The organism is Viridibacterium curvum, assembly GCF_039544165.1.
GTDB classification, from domain to species: Bacteria; Pseudomonadota; Gammaproteobacteria; order Burkholderiales; family Rhodocyclaceae; genus Viridibacterium; species Viridibacterium curvum.
In genome coordinates, this window is sequence record NZ_BAABLD010000011.1 from 155,695 (window position 1) to 176,903 (window position 21,209).

Consider the following 21,209-nt stretch of genomic DNA (forward strand, 5'->3'; position numbering starts at 1 on the left):
GTCAGTCCGTTCGATTCGTTCAGGCTTCCGCCAGTTCGGTGTGCAGTTGCTGGACCGAATACACCTCCAGCCCGGCGAGATGACGCATGCCCATACAGGCGGCACGCGCCCCTTCGATGGTCGTAAACACCGGCACCTTGGCGGCAAGCGCGCTGGTACGGATCGAGCGGGAATCCAGGATGGCCTGGCGCTTCTCTTCCACGGTGTTGATGACCAACACGATCTCGTTGTTCTTGATCATGTCGACGATGTGCGGACGGCCTTCCATGACCTTGTTCACCGGTGTGACGGCGGTGAGTCCTGCTTCCTGCAGATGCGTTGCCGTGCCCTTGGTGGCCACAACCTTGAAGCCCAGATCCAGCAGCTCACGCGCCACCTCAACGGACTTCGGACGATCCGACTGCTTGACACTGATGAAGGCGGTTCCCGACGCAGGCAGACGCGTGCCGGCGGCGAGCTGGCTCTTCACGAAGGCTTCGGCAAAAGTGCGGCCAACGCCCATGACCTCACCGGTCGACTTCATTTCCGGCCCGAGGATGGTATCTACGCCCGGGAACTTGTTGAACGGGAAAACGGCTTCCTTGACCGAGTAGTACGGCGGCACAACTTCAGCCGTCACGCCCTGAGAGGCAAGGCTCTGGCCGGCCATGCATCGCGCGGCGATCTTGGCCAGCGGCAGCGAGCAGGCCTTGGACACGAACGGCACGGTGCGCGAGGCACGCGGGTTCACTTCGAGCACATACACCGTCTCGCCCTGAATGGCGAACTGCACGTTCATCAGGCCAACCACATTGAGCGCCTTGGCCATCAGCTCGGTCTGGCGACGCAACTCATCCTGCAGCGCGGCCGACAGCGTGTAAGGCGGCAGCGAGCAGGCCGAGTCGCCCGAGTGCACGCCGGCCTGTTCGATGTGCTGCATGATGCCGCCGATGATGACCTGCTTGCCGTCGGACAGCGCGTCGACGTCGACTTCGGTCGCGTCGTTGAGGAAGCGGTCGAGCAGCACGGGCGAATCGTTAGAGACCTTGATGGCGTCGCGCATGTAGCGTTCGAGATCCTTCTGCTCGTGCACGATTTCCATCGCGCGGCCACCCAGCACGTAGCTCGGACGCACCACCAGCGGATAACCGATTTCACCCGCCAGACGGATCGCATCCGATTCGGTACGTGCCGTGCGGTTGGGCGGCTGCTTGAGGCCCAGGTCGTTGATGAGCTTCTGGAAGCGCTCGCGGTCCTCGGCGGCGTCGATCATGTCCGGCGAGGTGCCGATGATGGGCACACCGTTGGCTTCGAGATCGCGCGCGAGCTTGAGCGGCGTCTGGCCACCAAACTGCACGATCACACCGACCGGCTTCTCGATGGCGACGATTTCCAGCACGTCTTCGAGCGTAAGCGGTTCGAAGTACAGGCGATCCGAGGTGTCATAGTCGGTCGACACGGTCTCGGGGTTGCAGTTGACCATGATTGTCTCGTAACCGTCTTCGCGCAGTGCCAGCGCGGCATGCACGCAGCAGTAGTCGAACTCGATACCCTGACCGATGCGGTTCGGGCCACCACCCAGCACCATGATCTTCTTCTTGTCGGTGGGCTGTGCTTCGCACTCTTCCTCGTAGGTCGAGTACATGTAGGCCGTGCTCGATGCAAACTCGGCAGCACAGGTATCCACACGCTTGTAGACCGGGCGCACGCCCAGTGCCTGACGTCGCGCACGCAGGGTCGACTCATCGATCTTCAGCAGCTTGGCCAGGCGACGGTCGGAGAACCCCTTGCGCTTGAGGCTGCGCAGCTCGGCCGCGTCGATTGAACCCAGCGAGCGGTCATCCAGCTCCATCTCGTGATCGACGATATCCTTGATCTGTGCGAGGAACCACGGATCGATCTTGGTGAGGCTGTGCACTTCTTCGAGCGTCATGCCGCTTTCGAAAGCATCGCCGACATACCAGATACGCTCGGGGCCGGGCTCGCCCAACTCCTTCTCGATTTCTTCGCGGTCGTTCGTCTTCTTGTTGAGACCATCAACGCCTACTTCCAGGCCACGCATGGCTTTCTGGAAAGACTCCTGGAAGGTGCGGCCCATGGCCATCACTTCGCCCACCGACTTCATCTGCGTCGTCAGGCGGTTGTTGGCCGTCGGGAATTTCTCGAAGGCGAAACGCGGCACCTTGGTGACGATGTAGTCGATCGAGGGCTCGAACGAAGCCGGCGTGGCTCCGCCTGTGATGTCGTTCTTGAGTTCGTCGAGCGTGAAGCCAACGGCGAGCTTGGCGGCGATCTTGGCAATCGGGAAACCCGTGGCCTTGGAAGCCAGCGCCGAAGAGCGCGAAACGCGCGGGTTCATCTCGATGACGATCAGGCGGCCATCCTTGGGATTGACGGCGAACTGCACGTTCGAGCCGCCCGTATCCACACCGATCTCGCGCAGCACCGCCACCGAGGCGTTGCGCATGATCTGGTATTCCTTGTCGGTCAGCGTCTGGGCCGGGGCGATGGTGATCGAGTCGCCGGTGTGCACGCCCATCGGGTCGAGATTCTCGATGGAGCAGACAATGATGCAGTTATCGTTGCGGTCACGCACGACCTCCATCTCGAACTCTTTCCAGCCCAGCAGCGACTCTTCGATGAGCAGCTCATTGGTCGGCGACAGGTCCAGACCGCGCGTGCAGATCTCGACGAATTCTTCGATGTTGTAGGCGATACCGCCACCGCTACCACCCATGGTGAAGGACGGACGGATGATGGCCGGGAAGCCCATTTTGGCTTGCACGGCCAAGGCCTCTTCCATACTGTGGGCGATGCCCGAGCGCGCAGATTCGAGACCGATCCTGGTCATCGCATCCTTGAACTTGAGGCGATCTTCGGCCTTGTCGATGGCTTCAGGCGTCGCACCAATGAGCTCAACCTTGTACTTGTCGAGCACGCCATTGCGCCACAAGTCCAGCGCGCAGTTCAGCGCGGTCTGCCCCCCCATCGTGGGCAGCACGGCATCGGGACGCTCCTTCTCGATGATGCGCTCGACCACCTGCCAGGTGATGGGCTCGATGTAGGTCACATCGGCCATGTTCGGGTCGGTCATGATCGTGGCCGGATTGCTGTTGACCAGGATGACCTTGTAACCCTCGTCACGCAGCGCCTTGCAGGCCTGGGCGCCGGAGTAGTCGAATTCGCAGGCCTGACCGATGATGATCGGGCCGGCGCCGATGATGAGGATGGATTGGATGTCTGTCCGCTTGGGCATATCAACACCTGAAGTGCATTGCTTGTTGGAACGCAGCCAGCTGGCTGCGCCCGGAATACTTTGTTACTTGGCCGCGGCCATCATCTCGATGAAGCGGTCGAACAGGTAGGCCACGTCGTGCGGGCCCGGGCTCGCTTCCGGGTGCCCCTGAAAACACAGGGCCGGACGATCGGTCCACACCAGCCCCTGAAGGCTGCCGTCGAACAGCGAGACGTGACTGGTGCGTACGTTGGCCGGCAGCGTCGCGGCATCAACCGCGAAACCGTGGTTCTGGCTGGTGATCAGCACGCGCCCCGAATCCAGATCCTTTACCGGGTGGTTGGCACCGTGGTGGCCGAACTTCATCTTGAGCGTCTTCGCGCCTGCTGCGAGACCCATGATCTGGTGACCCAGGCAGATGCCGAAAGTCGGCAGCTTGCGGGCCAAGAATTCGCGCGCAGCGGCAATAGCGTAATCACAGGGTTCCGGATCACCAGGGCCATTGGACAGGAACACGCCGTCAGGATTGAGTGCCAGTACGTCCGCCGCACTGGTCTGAGCCGGCACGACGGTCAGCTTGCAACCACGCTCGGCAAGCATGTGCAGGATGTTCTGTTTCACACCGAAGTCATAGGCCACGACGTGGTAGCTGGCCGCCGCTTGCTCGACAAAGCCCTTGCCGAGCTGCCACTCGCCTGAAGTCCAGGCGTAGGACTTGCCGGTCGTCACGACCTTGGCGAGGTCCATGCCGGCCAGACCCGGAAAGCCGCGCGCTTCGGCAATTGCCGCCTCGGCGTCAAGCGATTCGATCGTTGCAGCGGTGACCAGGCAGCCAGCCTGCGCACCCTTTTCCCGCAAGATGCGGGTGAGCTTGCGCGTGTCGATGCCGGCGATACCTACGGCACCTTCGGCCTTCATGTAGGCATCGAGGTCCTGTTCAGCGCGGAAATTCGAGACCCGCAGAGGCAGGTCGCGAATGATCAGACCGGCCGCATAGACCTTGCCCGCTTCGCTATCTTCCCTGTTGACGCCCACGTTGCCGATGTGGGGATGCGTCAGGGTAACGATCTGGCGCGTGTAGGAAGGATCGGTAAGGATTTCCTGGTAGCCGGTGATGGCGGTGTTGAACACCACCTCGCCGACGGTCTTGCCGACGATGCCGAAACCCTGACCACGGAACACGGTTCCATCGGCGAGGGCTAGCAGGGCGTGCAGGCGTGCAGGCGCTTGAAGGGACACTGAAAACTCCTGAATGGCAACGCGGGGAAGCGCAGCGGCGGCGGTCCTGCAACGTCAAACCCCGGGGAGCGTTTGACGTAAAAAACGGGACGGTCCCCGATCAGTTTCCTGGGCCCATCCCGTGATTGCGCTGCTGCAGCAAATTTTCGGAATCGTAACATTTTGGCCGTATCTCGGCAACGCCGAAGGCGCGCCAAGACGCCGGGCCGGTCCGGAAATGCCGATCCACAACCCCGTCAGCCGCTCAGCTCCGGCCGGTATTGCGTCCGCAGGAAATCAGCCAGTCGATTGAGCTCGCCAAGAAGGGGCGAGGCCAGTGCCACGGCCGTCGATGCGTCGCCACTACGGCCTGCCATCTCGACCTTGAGCGCCGCTTCGGCTGCCGGAACGGCGCCAAACACGCCGACCGACGACTTGACCGAGTGCGCCACGGCCCCCAGCGCCTTGGCGTCGGCTTTCTGCAGAGCAACCTGCAGTTTCTGGCAGGTATTGCCCACATCGCTGAGGAAAACACCGATCAGGGCTTGCACCGCCCCTTCATCGCCTTCGAGCAGGCTGCGCGTCTGGTCAAGGTCGGCCAGCGGGCTGGCGCCCACGCCCTGCCCCAGGAACTCTTCCGGCGTGGCATCCCCCTCGGCATCCGTGCTGATGTCACGTGCACTGACGCGTTCAATGGCGGCAAACAATTCGGAAGGCTGGATGGGCTTGGAGACGTAATCATCCATGCCTGCATCGAGACAGCGCTCGCGATCACCGGCCATGACGTGCGCCGTCATGGCGATGATGGGGACCGACTCCCAGCGACCAGACATGGCCCAGCTGCGCCGGGCTTCACGCGCACGGATGGCCTTGGTTGCATCCAACCCACCCAGAACAGGCATCTGCACATCCATGAGAATGATGTCGAACCGCTGCTTCTCGAACCACTCGATGGCCTCCTGCCCGTCGCCTGCCACAGTCACCCGGAAACCAGCGCGCTCCAGGATCTTGGTCGCGACCGTCTGATTCACCGGATTGTCTTCGACCAGCAGGATGTCGCGGCGCCGCACCTGTGTGCCGGCTTCAGCAAGCGCGTCATCGACCCGGAACTCGTCCAGCGTCATGCTCGGCTCGACATTTGCCACCAGCGCCAGGCGGATTGCGTCGAGCAACTCGGTCGGCGCCATGGGCTTGACGACGTGGGCACGCACGCCCAGCTGGCGGCAGCGCGCCGCATCGTTACGCTGCGAATCGGTCGTCAGCATCATGATGATGCGATCGCATGGAGCGCCCTCGGCGTGAAAGCGCGACGGCAGCTCGAATCCGCCAGGCTCCGGCATGCGCGCATCGACCAGCATCAGATCGAAGGCTTCGCCAGATTTCTGTGCCACCTTGAGTGCCATGTTGGCCTCTTCACCGCTTGCCGCGATGGCTGCCGCCATACCCCAACGACGCATGGTTTCAGCAATCTCACGCGCAGCCGTCGCATTGTCGTCGACGACCAGCACGCGCAAACCATTGAGCCGCTTCTCGACGCGTTCGGCAGCTGCCTCCTCACGCACCACTTCGACCTCGGCTGTGAAATGGAAGCAACTGCCCTTGCCTAACTCACTCTCCAGCCACAAACGGCCGCGCATCAGCTCGACAAGGCGACGGCAAATGGCCAACCCGAGACCGGTGCCGCCGTAACGCCGCGTGGTCGACGTATCGGCTTGGGAAAACACACCGAAAACTTCTTCCTGCTTGTCTGCTGCGATACCGATGCCCGTGTCACGAACGGAAATCTGGATCGTTGCCGTACGTCCGCGGTGCGACACCTGACGCACCGACACTTCAATCTCGCCCTTCTCGGTGAACTTGATGGCGTTGCCCAGCAAGTTGATGATCACCTGCCGCAGCCGGTTGGGGTCGCCACGCAACACCTGTGGCGTCCCGGGCTGCATGCCATACACCAGCTCCAACCCTTTCTGGTGGCCGCGCAGAGCCATCGATTTGTAGGCATCGGCGAGCAATGCCGGGAGCGAGAATTCGATGTTTTCGAGCTCCAGACGCCCCGCCTCGATCTTCGAGAAGTCGAGAATGTCGTTAATGATCGAGAGCAGTGATTCGGCCGACGACTTCACCGTCTGCAGGTAACCGCGCTGCTCGGGATCAAGCTGTGTATCGAGCGCCAGTTCGGTCATGCCGATGATGCCGTTCATTGGCGTACGGATTTCATGACTCATGTTGGCAAGGAAGTCGCCCTTGGCACGACTCGCCGACTCGGCAATTTCCTTCGCCCGCAATAGCTCAGCTTCGAAGCGCTTGCGCTCTGAAACGTTGCGATGCACGCCGACCACTCGCAAAGGAGCTCCGGCCGCATCGCGCTCGATCACCCGACCGTAACTTGCCACCCAGTGCCAATTGTCGTCCGCAAAGCGCAGGCGGTACTCCGCCTCGAAGCCCGGCGCACCACCGGACAGATGCTTCTCCATGCGTGCCATGGCTCCGGCGAAATCATCGGGGTGAATACGCTCCTGCCAGGCAGCAATGCCCTTGCCGCGGTCCGCTTCCGAAAAACCCACGTCCTGGCGCCACTGCGGGCTCAGGTAACCACCATTGGTGACAACGTCCCACTCCCACAGTCCGTCGTGCGCGCTGTCCAGCGCCAGCTCGATGCGGGTCTTCTCGCCCAGCTCGGCCTCCAGTAGCGCTTTCAGGCGCCAAGCCAGCTCATCGGGCGCGTCGTTGCAGCCTTCGAAATAACCGGAACGCCCTACACGCGCCGCGAGAATCTCCAGCTCGCGGCGCAACTCGGATTGAGACAAGGTAGGCGGCACGGTCATCGTTTCAGGCAGGCATCCGTGGCAAAAAAAGGGACCGGCGATCAGCCGGCGGTCAGCGCAGCGCAGGCCGCTTCGAGCCGGCGCAAGCCTTCATCCAGCTCATCATCTGTGATCGTCAGCGAAGTCGCAATGCGCAGGACATTGGGGCCTGCCTGTAGCGCCAGCACACCATGGGCCGCCGCTTTGCCGATCAGCTCGCCCGCGCGGTTTGCAAAACGCTCACTCAGCTCGCAACCGATCCATAAACCCTGGTAGCGGATCTCGGAGAAACAGCCCAGGCGCGCGCCCATGTCACGCAGACGGCCCGCTGTCCGTTCTGCCTTGTCACGCACGCTGGCCAGCAGCGCGGGATCGCGAATCGCATCGAACGCTGCCTCGGCCACTGCGCAGGCAAGCGGATTGCCGCCAAAGGTCGAGCCATGGCTACCCGGCTTGAAGTGATTGCCCACAGCCGCCGTCGTCAGCATCACGCCGATCGGAAAACCACCGCCGATACCTTTGGCTGTCGTCAGGATGTCCGGCACGACATCGCCGTTCATATAGGCATACAAGGCGCCGGTTCGGCCGTTACCGGACTGGATCTCGTCGTAGATCAGCACCGCATCGTTGGCCGTACACAGCTCGCGCAAAGCCTTGAGGAATTCTGGTTTGGCCGGGATGATGCCGCCCTCCCCGACCACCGGCTCCACGATGACCGCGCAGGTCTTCGCCCCGATGACGCGCCGTGCCGCCTCGATGTCATTGTAATCAACATGCACGATGCCAGCCGGGTTCGGCCCCATGCCCGACGAATACTTGGGCTGACCACCGACCGACACTGTGAAGAAGGTGCGACCGTGGAACGAGCCGTTGAAGGCCACGATCTCGATCTTGTCGGGCGAGATATCCACGCCGCGCTTGCGAGCGAGTTTCAGCGCAGCCTCGTTGGCCTCGGCACCCGAGTTGCAGAAGAACACCTGCTCGGCAAAAGTCGCCTCGCACAGCTTCTTCGCCAGACGCAGCGCGGGCTCGTTGGTGTAGTAGTTCGACACATGCCACAGCTTGGCGGCCTGATCCTGCAGCGCCTTGAGCAGCACGGGATTGCCATGGCCCAGCGAAGTCACCGCCACGCCGGCGCCAAAGTCGATGTAGTCACGCCCCTGCTGATCCCACAGGCGCGAACCCTCACCTCGCACGAAGATCATCTCGAGCGGGCTGAAGACAGGCACCATGTACCGATCGAAATCGGCGCGTTGGACAGCGGTGGTCACTGGCGTTCCTTTCATTGAACGTGGAGGGAATTCCCGATATTACTACCTGAATGCCCGGCTGCAAGAAGGCACGGGCCCGGTTGCAGCATTCCCCCTCTCCCGGCCTTCGGCCACCCTCCCCTCAGGGGGAGGGAACTGCAGAGCACATCACCCAAAGAGTCTCCGATTGGCCAAGTACAAAAGCAAAACCCCGCCGGAGCGGGGTTTGATAGAAGCAGACAGGAATAAGTTGTTGATTGCCGTAGGGAGCGAGTCAAGGTCGCTTCGAGAAGCGCAGACGTACTTGGGTACGTCGAGCATCGCCGAAGCGAGATTGGCCCGCGCAGTAGGCAAGCGACTTCTTATTCAGCCGAAGCGGCCTGTTATGTAGTCCTCGGTTTCCTTGCGCTGAGGCTTCACGAAGATCTTGTCGGTCTCACCAAACTCGATCAGCTCGCCCAGGTACATGTAGGCCGTGTAATCCGAGATGCGCGCAGCCTGCTGCATGTTGTGGGTCACAATGACGATGGTGAATTCGTTCTTCAGCTCGTCGATCAGCTCTTCGATACGCATGGTCGAGATCGGGTCCAGCGCCGAGGTCGGCTCATCAAGCAGCAGGACTTTGGGCTTGACCGCCACACCACGCGCAATGCACAGACGCTGCTGCTGACCACCGGAGAGGCCGGTGCCGCTCTGGTGCAGTTTGTCCTTCACTTCGTCCCACAACGCAGCCTTGCGCAGCGCCCATTCGACACGCTCTTCCATCTCGGCGCGGCTGAGCTTTTCGTGCAGCTTCACGCCGAAGGCGATGTTGTCAAAGATCGACATCGGGAAAGGCGTCGGCTTCTGGAACACCATGCCGACTTTGGCGCGCAGCACGCTGACATCGATGTCCTTGCCCAGCAGGTTCTTGCCTTCCAGCAGCAGCTCGCCGTCGGCTGATTGCTCGGGATACAGATCGAACATGCGGTTGATGGTACGCAGCAGGGTGGACTTGCCACAACCCGATGGACCAATGAAAGCGGTGACCTTGCTCTTGGCGATGGACAGGTTGATGTCCTTCAGCGCACGGTACTTGCCGTAGTAGAAGTTGAAGTTCTTGAACTCGATTTGCGGGACAAGCGTAGTCATGTTTTCTCTCTCGTTGCCGGCGCCGGGCGCCAGACACATGTCAATGTTTCTGGCGGAAGAAGACGCGCGCCACGATGTTGAGGGTCAGGACACCGAAGGTGATGAGCAGCACGCCCACCCAGGCCAGGCGCTGCAGGTTCTCATCGGGATTCATCGCGAAGTCGAGGATCACCTTGGGCAGGCTGGCAATGGGTTTGCCCAGATCGACGCTCCAGAACTGGTTGGACAGCGAGGTGAAGATCAGCGGTGCGGTCTCACCGGCGATACGCGCCACAGCCAGCAGCACGCCGGTGACAACGCCAGCGCGGGCTGCACGCAGCGTGACACTGAGGATCACCGAGTACTTCGGCGCGCCCAGCGCAAACGCGGCTTCACGCAATGAGTTGGGCACCAGCTGCAGCATGTTCTCGGTTGTACGTACCACCACGGGCACGACGATCAGTGCCAGCGCCACGATGCCCGCCCAACCGGAGTAACCACCGGTATTGGCCACCACCACGGTCCACACGAACAGGCCGATAACGATGGATGGTGCCGACAGCAGCAGGTCATTGACGTAGCGGATCGCATCACCCAGCCAGGAGTGACGGCCGTACTCGGCAAGGTAGATGCCGGCCAGAATGCCCAGCGGCGTACCGACGAGCGTTGCCAGACCGACCAGCATGCTGCTGCCGACGATGGCATTCAGCAAGCCACCGCCTTCCGCCCCGGGGGGCGGCGTCATCTGGGTAAAGATGTCCAGCGACAGACCGCCAAGGCCCAGCTGGAGCACCGTAATCAGGATCCACATCAACCAGAAAAGGCCGAAGCTCATGGCGAGCATCGACATGGTCAAGGCGACTTTATTGATGAGTTTGCGACGCGCGAGCAGTTCCATGTATCCCTCTGATCAGCTCTTTGCGCCTTCGCTACGCGCCAGGCGTGCGAGGAACAGTTTGGAAATCACCAGCACGATCAGCGTGATGATGAAGAGCAGCAGACCCAGCTCCATCAGGGCTGCCGTATGCAGGCCCGGAGCCGCTTCCGAGAATTCGTTGGCGAGTGCCGAGGTGATGCTGTTGCCCGGCATGAAGAGCGATGCCGAGCTAAGGAAATTGGTGTTGCCGATGACGAAGGTAACCGCCATGGTTTCGCCCAGGGCGCGGCCCAAGCCCAGCATGACACCGCCGACCACCCCGGTCTTGGAGTGCGGCAGCACGACGTTCCAGACAACTTCCCAGGTTGTACAGCCCAAGCCGTAAGCCGACTCCTTGACCATCGCCGGCGTCACTTCAAAGACGTCGCGCATGACGGAGGCAATGAAGGGAATGATCATGATCGCGAGGATCACACCGGCAGTCAGCAAGCCAATGCCCAGCGGTGCGCCCGAGAACAACGCGCCGATCAAAGGGATCTTGCCCAGCGTACTGGCGAGCAGCGGCTGCACGTACTTGGCGAACAGCGGGGCAAACACCAGCAGCCCCCACATGCCATAAACGATGCTGGGAATGGCGGCCAACAGCTCGACAGCGGTACCAAGGGGGCGACGCAGCCAGGCCGGCGACAATTCGGTGAGGAACAATGCAATACCGAAGCTGACCGGCACTGCGATGATCAGGGCAATGATCGAGGTCACCAGCGTGCCGTAAATCGGAATCAGCGCCCCGTAACGATCCATCGGAGGATTCCACTCCGATGTGAACAGGAAGCTGATGTTGAAAGCCTTGATTGAAGGCCACGCCGCGTAGCAGAGGGCCAGAACGATGCCGACCATTGTCACGAGCACAAACAGTGCGACGCCCGTAGTCAGCCAGGAAAAGATCTGATCGCGCGTGTCGCGACGGGGTTTTTCTGAGGTACTCATTGTGGCTTCATGTCCCGGTGACAAAACATCCGGGACCAGAGTGGTCCCGGACGAGGTCCCGGCTGCAGTGGCGGCGGGGAGAGACATGATGTTACTTCACCGAATGCACGGGTTTGCCTGAAGCGTCCTTGATCTTTGCCCACGAGGCAAAAATCAGCTTCACGGTGTCGTCAGGCAGCGGCACGAACTCCAGCTCGGTCGCAGTCTTGTCACCGTTCTTGTATGCCCACTCGAAGAACTTCAGCACTTCGGCACCTTGAGCCGGCTTGTCCTGGGTGGCATGCATCACGATCCAGGTCGCAGCGGTGATGGGCCACGCATTGGCGCCCGGTTGGTCGGTCAGGATCTCGTAGAAACCCTTGCTCCAGTCAGCCTTGGCGGCTGCAGCCTTGAAGGTTTCGTCGTCAGGTGCCGGATAAGCCTTGTCCTTGTTCTGCACCAGGGCGTAGGAGAGCTTGTTCTTCTTGGCATACACATACTCGACGTAACCGATCGAGCCCGGCAGGCGCTGCACAAAAGCGGCGACGCCTTCGTTGCCCTTGCCACCCAGACCCACCGGCCATTGCGGAGCCGTGCCTTCACCGACCTTGGTCTTCCATTCCGGCGAGACCTTGGACAGGTAGTTGGTGAACACGAACGAGGTACCCGAACCATCAGCGCGACGCACGACGCCGATGTCCGAATCCGGCAGGTTGGTCGTTGGGTTCAGTTCCTTGATGGCCTTGTCGTTCCACTTGGTGATCTTGCCCAGGTAGATGTCAGCCAGCACAGCACCGGTCAGCTTGAGCTGGCCAGACTGGATGCCCGGCAGGTTGAAGACGGGCACCACGCCACCGATCACGGTGGGGAACTGCACGAGTCCGTCCTTGGCCTGCTGTTCGACGGTCAGGGGAGCGTCCGAAGCGCCGAAATCGACGGTCTTGGCTGCAATCTGCTTCAAACCAGCGCCCGATCCGACAGACTGATAGTTGATCTTGTTGCCGGTGGCCTTGTTGTAGGCATCGGCCCAAGCCGTGTAGATCGCGTTGGGGAAGGAGGCGCCGGCGCCGGTGACTTCAGCAGCGGCAGCAGACAGGGAGACGCTGGCCAGGACGGCGGCAGCGAGGGAGGACACGAAATACTTGCGCATGGCGGTGTTCCTTGGGTTACGGAAACTGAAGAGCCGCCAGCGTATTGCGGGAAAGTTACAGAAATATTGCACACACAAAAGTACCTGCCCGCCACCCGGAAAAACAAACGCTACCTCGCAAGGTGGCGTTTTGCTTGGTGAAACCGCCGGGGTCAGACCGACATGTTCATGATGTCCTGGTAGGCCGTGACGAGCTTGTTACGGACCTGCACCATCTGCTGGAAAGACAGGTTGGCCTTCTGCAGGTTGACCATCACATCCTGCAGATTGACGTTCGGATCGCCAGCGGAGAAGTTCTGCGCCATCTGCTGAGCCGACTGCTGAGCCTCGCTGACCTGCGCCAGCGCGCCCTGCAGGGCCTGGGCGAAATCGGCACCACCCGCTGCGGGTGCAGATGACGTGGACTTGCCCGCGGCGAGATCTGCCGTGGCACGAAGCTGTCCGATCATCTGTTCAATACCGCGAGTGTCCATGAGGTTTGCCGGTTTCCGGGAAAAGTGGGTGATCTACGAGCTTTTTAGCAAGTACCGCGCCTAGATATCGGTGACGCCCTCTTCGCGGTACTGCTGAAGCTTGTAACGCAAGGTCCGTTCCGAGATGCCGAGCTTCTCGACGGCCTTCTTGCGTGATCCGCCAACCGCTTTGAGCGTCTCCAGGATGTGCTGCTTTTCCAGGTCGCGCATGCTGGTCGGACTGCCAACCGGCTGATTTGATGGAAGATTACCGCCACCTGCGCTACCGAAGGCTTCGACCCTTGGCGCGCCGGCTGGCGGCGAAACACGCGAGGCGTCGGGCAGACACAGTCGCACATCGTCAGCCTGGATGGTGTCTCCCGTAGCGACGATCAGAGCGCGCTGAACGGTGTTTTCCAGCTCCCGTACATTGCCGGGCCATTGCCAGGCGGCAAGAATTGCCGCCGCCTCGTCGGCAATTCTTGCCGTTTTGCCGATCCGCTCGCCATGCCGCTCGATGAAATGCCGGGCCAGCGGCACGATGTCGGCGGGTCTGTCGCGCAGACTGGGAATCTCCAGCGGGAACACGTTGAGGCGATAGAAAAGGTCTTCGCGGAATCGCCCGGCTTGCACCTCGCGCATCATGTCGCGGTTGCTGGTCGAGAGCACGCGGATATCGAGCGACACCGGCTTCTTGCCCCCCACCCGCTCCACTTCGCGCTCCTGCAGGACGCGCAGCATCTTGGCCTGCAGGCCCAGCGGCATTTCGGAGATTTCATCAAGGAGGATGGTGCCGCCCTGCGCCTGTTCGAACTTGCCGGCCTGGGAGGTCTGCGCCCCGGTGAAACTGCCCTTTTCGTACCCGAACAGCGTGGCCTCCAGCAGGTTTTCCGGAATGGCTGCACAGTTGATAGCGACGAAGGGGCCAGCACGGCGGCGCGAATGCTGGTGGATGTAGCGGGCGAAAACCTCTTTACCCGTGCCGGACTCGCCGGTCAGCAAGATAGTGGCGTCGGTCTCGGCGACCTTGGCCGCCAGCGCCAGTGCGTTGCGGGTACGCGGGTCTTGCGCAATGGTGTCGTCCTGCCCCGGCGCCACCGTCGCGTGACGTCGTACGTTCTCCAGCAGAACGTCCGGCTCGAACGGCTTCATCAGAAAGTCACAGGCGCCCCCGCGCATGGCGGCCACGGCTTTATCGACGTCGCCAAACGCTGTCATCAGCAAAACCGGCAGCTGTGCGTATTTGGCGCGGATGTTGGCGAGCAGCGTCAGGCCGTCCATGGGGTCCATGCGCAGATCCGAAACGACCAGGTTGAAGCTGACGGACTCCAGCGCGGTCAATGCCTCGGGGCCACTGGCGGCCAGCGTGACGTGATGTCCGGTGGATTCGAGAATCATGCTGATGGCGTCGCGCAGCGCGGCGTCATCGTCGACGACAAGAATGTTGAGTGACTCGATCATGATGAGACTTCCTGATACGTCATTGACGAGAGAGGTTTGGCAGGCGCCGTCGTGCCCACACCCTGCACGCGTGGCAGCCGGAGGCTGAACTCCGTCCCCTGCGCGGCAGACGAAACCAGCGAAATGTCGCCGCCATGAGCCCGAGCCACACCACGCGCGATGGCGAGCCCGAGGCCTGTACCGTTGGCCCGCGTGGTGTAGAAGGGCTCGAACAGGCGTGCCTGCAGTTCGGCCGGAATCCCCTGGCCGCTGTCATGCACACGCAAGACCACCTGCTCGCCATCGAGCCCGGCCGAGAGGCGCAGCCGGCCGGCCGTTCCCAGCGCTTGCAGAGCGTTCTCAAGCAGGTTGATGAGGGCCCCGGCAATCTCCTTGCGGTTGCCGAAGATCTGTTCGCCGGGCACAGCGCAATCGCTCTGGAACTCCGTGCCCTGCCCTTGCGCGACTGGCTCGATAGTGGCAGCCAGTTCGGCGAGCAGATCACAGACACCAAACTGCTCACGCCCCAAGGCTTCGCCGCGCGCAAAGATGAGCATGTCATCAATGAGCTTCTGCAAGTGGCGCAAACGCTCCAGCGCTTTGTCGGCCACACTGCCACGCTGCTCGGCAGCAAGACTGGCATTCGCAAGATGGCCCGTATAGAGCAGCGCCGCCGCCAGCGGCGTACGCAGCTGGTGGGCCAATGAGGCGACCATTTCACCCATGGCTGCCAGGCGTTCATTCCGCGACGATGCGACGCGCATGCGCCAGGCTTCGGTCACGTCATGAATCAGCACGATGCGTCCGCCTGACGCGGTCTGAGCGGTGGCCGCAATCGAGACGCGACGTATCAGTGCCGGATCAACCGGCAGAGGCAGCAAGGCCCATTCCCCCGGGGTGTCGGTGGATTCAAACAACCGTGCCGCCAGCTCCTGCCAGTCACATCCCGTCAGCCCTTCACCCAACATGCTTGAGGCCGCGCGGTTGCACTGCTCGACGCGTCCGGCCTGATCCACAACCACCACACCTGCCGGCAAGGCCGCGAGCAAGAGATCCAGTCGCTCCGTCAGCACACCGACCTGCAATTGCAGGCCACTGTAGGCAACAGTGAGCTCGTCCGAGGCGCGCGCAAAAGCCTGGAATGCCTCGGCGAGGCGAGCGGCATCCAGCGGCTGATCGAGGTTTGCGAAGGGGGTGGAATCCATGACGAACGGGCTATGAGTACGCATCGCACTCTAGTCTCCGCGTCGGCGGCAACGCTGCAGGAGAAGCCGGTAAAACTTGCCGCTTATCGGCAACATGCGCAACCAGCGTCGCGCGCAGAATCCGGCCATCACAAATGGGCTACGTGTCCCTCAACAGACTGAAAAATGGCCGCTGAAGACGCCCTCCCGCAACCTGCCGCATCACCACTGGCAGCCATTGCAGACAACCTCGCAAAACTCACGGCGCAGCAGAAGATTGCAGCGGGGGTTCTGCTGGCCGTTGCTGTCGCGTTGGTCGTTGGCGTGTGGATGTGGAGCAGTCAGCCCAGTTACGCCATCCTGTTCTCGAACATCGCAGAAAAGGATGGCGGCGCCATCATTACCTCCCTGCAACAACAGAACGTGCCGTACAGGGTCGAGAACGGTGGCGCCACGATCCTCGTGCCATCCACGCGCGCGAACGAACTTCGCTTGCTACTGGCCTCGCAAGGCCTGCCAAAAGGTGGACTGGTTGGTTTCGAGTTGCTGGAGACGCAGAAAATCGGCGTTTCGCAGTTCAACGAGCAGATCAACTATCAGCGTGGTCTTGAAGGTGAACTGGCGAGAACGATCCAGTCGCTGGCCGCCGTCACCGGAGCGCGCGTGCATCTTGCCATTCCGAAGCAATCGGCTTTCCTGCGCGACGGTCAGAAGCCCACGGCATCCGTTGTGTTGAACCTCACGCCAGGCCGTCGCCTGGAGCCACAGCAAGTCGCTGGCATCCTGCATCTTGTCGCGGCCAGCGTGCCGGAGCTGGCCACCAGCCAGGTCAGCATCATCGACCAGAACGGCAACCTGCTGACACGTGCAGGCAATGGTCGCGCCAGCGGGCTCGACTCGAGCCAGCTCGGTTACGTGGAAGAGGTCGAAGGCAGCTACATCAAGCGTATAGAGAGCATCCTCATTCCCATTCTGGGTGCGGGAAACTTCCGCGCACAGGTGACTGCCGACATCGACTTCGACGCCACCGAGCAGACGTCAGAGACCTACAAGCCCAACCCTCCCCCCGGCACCGCCATCCGCAGCCAGCAGATGGCCGAGAACATCAACGCACAGCAACCCGCCACGGGGGTGCCCGGTGCGCTCTCCAACCAACCTCCTGTGCCCGCGTCAGCGCCGTTGACGACCCCTCCAGTGCCCGGGGCGTCCGCAACCAGCAACACGACGCCGATCAACACCAACAAGAGCTCGACGGTCAATTACGAAGTCGACAAGACGGTGCAGCACATCAAGCGTGCGCTCGGCTCGGTCAAGCGTCTCTCTGTAGCAATGGTGGTGAACAACCGCATCGAAAAGAACGCCAAGGGTGAGAGCAAATCCATACCGCGTACCGAAGACGAAATGAAGCAGATCAACGATCTCGTACGCGAGGCCGTTGGCCTGAGCAAAGATCGGGGCGATACGCTCAACCTTGTTAACACGGCATTCGCCGAGGCCGCACGCGAAGACGTTGCAGATCTGCCGGTCTGGAAAGATCCGGAGATGCTGGCCTGGGGCAAGGACATCCTGCGTTGGCTGGCGCTGGTCGTCGTCGTCGTTGTCATCTTCCGCACGGTCATACGTCCTTTGCTCAGCACCGTCATGCCGCCCAAGCCTGCGGAAGATGCCGACGAAGAAGGCGCAGCCCCCACGGCGGCCGAGATGGCTGCGACGCTGGAGGCCGAGCAGAACTCCGATCTCGAAGTGCCGCCGGAAGTGCTGGAGGCCGAAATCGCGAAGATGAGCTTCGAGAAGAAGGTGGCTCGTGCCCGCGAAATCGCTGCCAAAGAGCCGAAGATGGTCGCGCAGATGCTGAAGGAATGGCTGGGAGGAGGAGCGACCAGTGGCGGACACTAACGAAGCGCTGGAAAACTGCGCGATGCTGCTGCTCACGCTGGGCCCCGATCACGCGTCGGAAGTGCTCAAGCATATGTCACCCCGGGAGGTGCAGAAGCTCGGTGCAGCCATGGCCAAACTTCCGCCACAGCCACGTGAGCGCGTCGAAAAACTGGTTGAAAAACTTCAGCTCCATGCAGCACAGGCTTCGACCATCCAGCCCGACGAAGAGACGATCCGCATCATGCTCACCAAGGCCCTCGGTGATGAGCGTGCAGCCAATCTCATTTCGCGCGTACTGCAAGGTTCTGACACTGCAGGTATCGAATCACTGAAGTGGATGGACGCGGCAACTGCAGCCGATCTCATCAAGAACGAACATCCGCAGATTATTGCGACCATTCTCGTCCACCTGGAGTACGACCATGCTGGCGAGATTCTCAAGCACTTCACCGAACGCCTACGCAACGACGTTTTGCTACGCATCGCAACGCTCGACGGCGTCCAACCCACGGCGCTCAAAGAACTCAACGAAGCACTGACCCGCGTCCTGTCCGGTTCGAGCAATACACTGAAGAAGACCGCCATGGGCGGCACGCGGCATGCCGCTGAAATCCTCAACTTCGTCGGCAATGCCGCCGAGACCGCCATTCTCGACAACGTGCGTGAATACGATCCCGATCTGGCACAGCGCATCCTCGACGAAATGTTTGTCTTCGAGAACCTCATGGATGTCGATGATCGCGGCATACAGGTTGTCCTGCGTGAAGTGCAATCCGATCAGCTGGTGCTGGCACTCAAGGGCGCGAATCCCGAGATGCGTGAAAAGATATTCCGCAACATGTCGTCCCGCGCAGCCGAGATGATGCGCGAGGACCTCGAATCGAAAGGCCCGGTACGCCTCTCGGAAGTCGAAGGCGCGCAGAAGGAAATCCTCAAGGTGGCACGGCGGCTCTCGGAAGAAGGCCAGATTGCGCTGGGCGGCAAGGGCGGCGACGACGCCTTCGTCTGATAGCGGAGAACTGCGATGGCCATCATCCAGAGCAACCAGGCATCCGGCGCGTACAAGCGAGCCGAGTTCGTCAGTTTCGACTCTCCATCTGCTCCTCAAACCACATATGTCGAGACGGCAGAGCCTCCAACCGAACAGCGTGTCGAACTGGCGCCGGGCGTGGCCTTGCCGACCGCAGACGAAATTGAAAAACTCCATCATGAGGCTTGGAAAGACGGCTACGCCGCGGGCTACGAAGAAGGCAGTGCACGCGGTCGCCTGGAGGCGGCCGAACTACACCAGTTATTACAAGCCTTTAACGACGCTCTCTCCGGCTTCGATCAGGAGGTTGCCGAGGAATTGCAGGCGCTGGCTATTGAAATCGCCCGTCAGGTTGTGCGCGACACACTGCAGTCACAGCCCGAGATCGTGACGGCAGTGATTCGCGAAGCCTTGCCCCAGCTACCACAACAAGGGGCCACGATTCATGTTCACCCCGAGGACTCTGCACTGATCAAGCAATACCTGGGGGACCAACTGAGTGCCAACGCGCATCGCCTGCTCGAGGACGAAAGTGTCACACGTGGAGGCTGCCTTATCGATTCTGCCGGCGGTCAGATAGACGCCCAGATCGCGACTCGCTGGCGCCGGGTTGTCGAGAACATCTCGCGCAGCGCAGCGCAGTTCAGCGAAGAATAGGCGCATGGAACACTTCGGCCCTACCTGGCGTGCGTTTCTCAAAGACTGTCGCAAGCTTTCGCGGGCAGCGCCTCCCTATCAACTCTCAGGTCGTCTCACGCGCATCAATGGCCTCGTGATGGAGGCTGCCGGCCTGAAACTCCCACTGGGCTCGGGTTGCCGCATCCTCGTACCTGGTGGCGGTGGTGTCGAAGCCGAAGTCGTCGGTTTCTCCGGCGACAAGCTGTTCATGATGCCAACCGACGACGTATTCGGACTTGCCCCCGGCGCCCAGGTGATTCCCAACGAACCCGTGCAGCCGATCGCCAGTGCGGCTGAACGCGTCGAGCCGCGGCGCCGTGCATCCGATCGCGCCAAACACCTGCCTGTCGGAGACGAACTACTCGGACGTGTGCTCGACGGCGCGGGTCGCCCCCTTGACAGTCTCGGACCACTTCAGACGATACACACCCGCTCCCTGCAAAGTCGCCCCATCAACCCACTCGCCCGGGCGCCAATTGCTCGCAGCCTTGACGTTGGCATACGCGCGGTCAATGCACTGCTGACCGTTGGCCGCGGACAGCGTCTCGGCTTGTTCGCAGGCTCCGGCGTCGGCAAATCCGTGCTCATCGGCATGATGGCGCGCTACACCGCGGCCGACGTCATCGTCGTCGGGCTGATTGGCGAACGGGGGCGCGAGGTCAAGGAGTTCATCGAGCACAATCTTGGCCCCGAGGGTCTAGCGCGCTCGGTGGTCGTCGCTGCACCGGCAGACACAAGCCCACTGATGCGCTTGCAAGGTGCGGCGTACGCAACCACCGTTGCCGAGTACTTCCGCGATCAAGGCAAACAAGTGCTGCTGATCATGGATTCGCTCACCCGCTACGCCATGGCACAACGGGAAATCGCCTTGGCCATTGGCGAGCCGCCAGTAACACGCGGTTATCCACCATCCGTTTTCGCGCGCCTCCCCGCTCTCGTGGAGCGTGCCGGTAACGGTCCGGAAGGAGGTGGCTCAATCACCGCGTTCTACACAGTTCTCGCCGAAGGCGATGACCAGCAGGACCCCATCGCAGACTCTGCGCGAGCCATTCTTGACGGACACTTCGTATTGACGCGTGCGCTGGCCGACCAAGGCCACTATCCAGCCATCGACATCGAACAATCGATCTCGCGCGCAATGCACGGACTCATCCGGCCTTCCCATTTCGAGCTAGTACGCCGCTTCAAGCAACTGTTTTCCCGCTATCAGCGCTCACGTGACCTTATTGCAGTCGGCGCCTATCAAGCCGGGGCTGACCCGTTGCTCGACGAAGCCGTCAGGATGTATCCCGCACTTGAATCGTTCCTGCAACAGAAAATCCAGGAGCAAGCAGATTTCGAACAAAGCCTCGGCGGGCTGCACCATCTTTTCGGGGTTGAACGCTGATGAACAAAGACCCTATCAAGATGCTGCTGGAGCACGCACACGTCAAACTCGACAACGCCGGCGTACGACTGGGAGAGTTGTTGGCATCGGAAGCCATGGCTAGCAAGCGACTTGAGCTTCTCGAAAACTACCGGAAGGAGTATCGCGACAAGTTCATGTCAGCGGCAAAAGAAGGGATTGGCCCGGATGCCTGGCGAAACTACAGCAGTTTCCTCGGAAAACTGGATGAAGCGATCGCGCATCAACAGCAAATCGTCACCCAATCGAAGCATCAAACAGCCCTAGGTCAGGCGTCGTGGTTACACGAGCGCAGTCGGATGAAGGCATTTGACACGTTACACCAGCGTCAGGTTTCGGCGTTGGGTCGTCGTGATCAACTTCGTGAACAGAAGGGCAACGATGACAGGAGCAGTTCGAAGAAGCCGGAGGATATGGAGGAGTAGTTATGAGGAATGTCGTCAGAAACGCCAACGCCCCTGCAGCATTGAGCTGAGGGGCGTTGTGTTGTGGGGAGTCTGACGATGACCTACTTTCACGCGGGCAATCCGCACTATCATCGGCGCGACTTCGT

16 protein-coding genes are annotated in these 21,209 nt (G+C 61.3%); 5 read left to right on the forward strand and 11 right to left on the reverse strand.

Going from position 1 to position 21,209, the window contains the following annotated elements; all coding sequences use genetic code 11:
• Positions 1-19: 19 nt before the first annotated feature.
• The 11 genes from carB to ABEA02_RS15290 all read right to left on the reverse strand — a co-directional run bounded on the left by carB (position 20) and on the right by ABEA02_RS15290 (position 15,710).
• Complete coding sequence (gene carB / locus ABEA02_RS15240) at positions 20-3,235, reverse strand: carbamoyl-phosphate synthase large subunit (RefSeq protein ID WP_345533951.1); 3,216 nt, start codon at positions 3,233-3,235, stop codon at positions 20-22.
• A gap of 63 nt (positions 3,236-3,298) precedes the next feature.
• Complete coding sequence (gene carA / locus ABEA02_RS15245; protein ID WP_345533952.1) at positions 3,299-4,453, reverse strand: glutamine-hydrolyzing carbamoyl-phosphate synthase small subunit; 1,155 nt, start codon at positions 4,451-4,453, stop codon at positions 3,299-3,301.
• Between the two features lie 236 nt (positions 4,454-4,689).
• Positions 4,690-7,257, reverse strand: coding sequence for a response regulator (locus ABEA02_RS15250; protein WP_345533953.1), 2,568 nt, complete (start codon positions 7,255-7,257; stop codon positions 4,690-4,692).
• Positions 7,258-7,298: 41 nt separating this feature from the next.
• Complete coding sequence (locus tag ABEA02_RS15255; RefSeq protein WP_345533954.1) at positions 7,299-8,507, reverse strand: acetylornithine/succinyldiaminopimelate transaminase; 1,209 nt, start codon at positions 8,505-8,507, stop codon at positions 7,299-7,301.
• A 345-nt stretch (positions 8,508-8,852) separates the two neighbouring features.
• Positions 8,853-9,617, reverse strand: a complete 765-nt coding sequence (pstB, locus tag ABEA02_RS15260; protein ID WP_345533955.1) for a phosphate ABC transporter ATP-binding protein PstB — start codon at positions 9,615-9,617, stop codon at positions 8,853-8,855.
• A 40-nt stretch (positions 9,618-9,657) separates the two neighbouring features.
• Positions 9,658-10,494: a phosphate ABC transporter permease PstA gene (pstA, locus tag ABEA02_RS15265; RefSeq protein WP_345533956.1), complete on the reverse strand. Its 837-nt coding sequence runs from the start codon at positions 10,492-10,494 to the stop codon at positions 9,658-9,660.
• Positions 10,495-10,506: 12 nt separating this feature from the next.
• Positions 10,507-11,460, reverse strand: a complete 954-nt coding sequence (gene pstC, locus ABEA02_RS15270) for a phosphate ABC transporter permease PstC (RefSeq protein WP_345533957.1) — start codon at positions 11,458-11,460, stop codon at positions 10,507-10,509.
• Between the two features lie 91 nt (positions 11,461-11,551).
• Positions 11,552-12,589 (reverse strand): phosphate ABC transporter substrate-binding protein PstS, encoded by a 1,038-nt coding sequence (gene pstS, locus ABEA02_RS15275; RefSeq protein ID WP_345533958.1) that lies wholly within the window; start codon positions 12,587-12,589, stop codon positions 11,552-11,554.
• A 152-nt stretch (positions 12,590-12,741) separates the two neighbouring features.
• Entirely contained in the window at positions 12,742-13,062 is a 321-nt protein-coding gene (gene fliE, locus ABEA02_RS15280; protein WP_345533959.1) for a flagellar hook-basal body complex protein FliE, read from the reverse strand.
• A gap of 60 nt (positions 13,063-13,122) precedes the next feature.
• Complete coding sequence (locus tag ABEA02_RS15285) at positions 13,123-14,502, reverse strand: sigma-54-dependent transcriptional regulator (protein ID WP_345533960.1); 1,380 nt, start codon at positions 14,500-14,502, stop codon at positions 13,123-13,125.
• Positions 14,499-15,710: a sensor histidine kinase gene (locus ABEA02_RS15290; protein WP_345533961.1), complete on the reverse strand. Its 1,212-nt coding sequence runs from the start codon at positions 15,708-15,710 to the stop codon at positions 14,499-14,501. The genes ABEA02_RS15285 and ABEA02_RS15290 overlap by 4 nt, the downstream gene beginning before the upstream one ends.
• A 141-nt stretch (positions 15,711-15,851) precedes the next feature.
• Between ABEA02_RS15290 and fliF the strand changes: the two genes are divergently transcribed.
• From fliF to fliJ, 5 genes are read left to right on the forward strand one after another with little or no spacing between them, the layout of a single operon-like run.
• Positions 15,852-17,561, forward strand: coding sequence for a flagellar basal-body MS-ring/collar protein FliF (gene fliF / locus ABEA02_RS15295; protein ID WP_345533962.1), 1,710 nt, complete (start codon positions 15,852-15,854; stop codon positions 17,559-17,561).
• Between the two features lie 22 nt (positions 17,562-17,583).
• Complete coding sequence (gene fliG, locus ABEA02_RS15300; protein ID WP_425584683.1) at positions 17,584-18,552, forward strand: flagellar motor switch protein FliG; 969 nt, start codon at positions 17,584-17,586, stop codon at positions 18,550-18,552.
• Positions 18,553-18,567: 15 nt separating this feature from the next.
• On the forward strand, positions 18,568-19,230 hold the full coding sequence (locus tag ABEA02_RS15305; protein ID WP_345533964.1) for a flagellar assembly protein FliH: 663 nt from the start codon (positions 18,568-18,570) through the stop codon (positions 19,228-19,230).
• Between the two features lie 4 nt (positions 19,231-19,234).
• Entirely contained in the window at positions 19,235-20,638 is a 1,404-nt protein-coding gene (fliI, locus tag ABEA02_RS15310; protein WP_345533965.1) for a flagellar protein export ATPase FliI, read from the forward strand.
• Entirely contained in the window at positions 20,638-21,081 is a 444-nt protein-coding gene (gene fliJ, locus ABEA02_RS15315) for a flagellar export protein FliJ (RefSeq protein ID WP_345533966.1), read from the forward strand. Before fliI ends, fliJ begins: the two co-directional genes overlap by 1 nt.
• Positions 21,082-21,209 lie beyond the last annotated feature (128 nt).